1 protein-coding gene is annotated in these 247 nt (G+C 72.9%); it reads left to right on the forward strand.

Annotated features, from left to right (window positions below):
- On the forward strand, nt 1–247 hold a 247-nt coding region (locus ACQG3P_RS21425), incomplete at both ends, for a LysR substrate-binding domain-containing protein (RefSeq protein ID WP_426806181.1).

Here is a 247-nt window from a genome sequence, read left to right on the forward strand (position 1 = left end):
GAGCGCCCGCTGGACCTGGCCGCCGACCGGATCGATGTGGCGTTCCGCGCCGGCGTGCTGGACGACAGCGAGGTCATCGCAAAACACCTGATCCCGATGCAGCGGCTGGTCTGCGCCGCACCGGACTACGTGGTGCGGCACGGCCTGCCGGCCACCGTGGGCGAGCTGGCCGCGCATGCCAGCAACAGCCAGCGCCAGGCCAACGGGCGGCTGCAGCCATGGGAGTTTCGGGTGGACGGCCGGCCGC

This window comes from Stenotrophomonas sp. SrG (assembly GCF_050031795.1).
GTDB classification, from domain to species: domain Bacteria; phylum Pseudomonadota; class Gammaproteobacteria; order Xanthomonadales; family Xanthomonadaceae; genus Stenotrophomonas; species Stenotrophomonas rhizophila_A.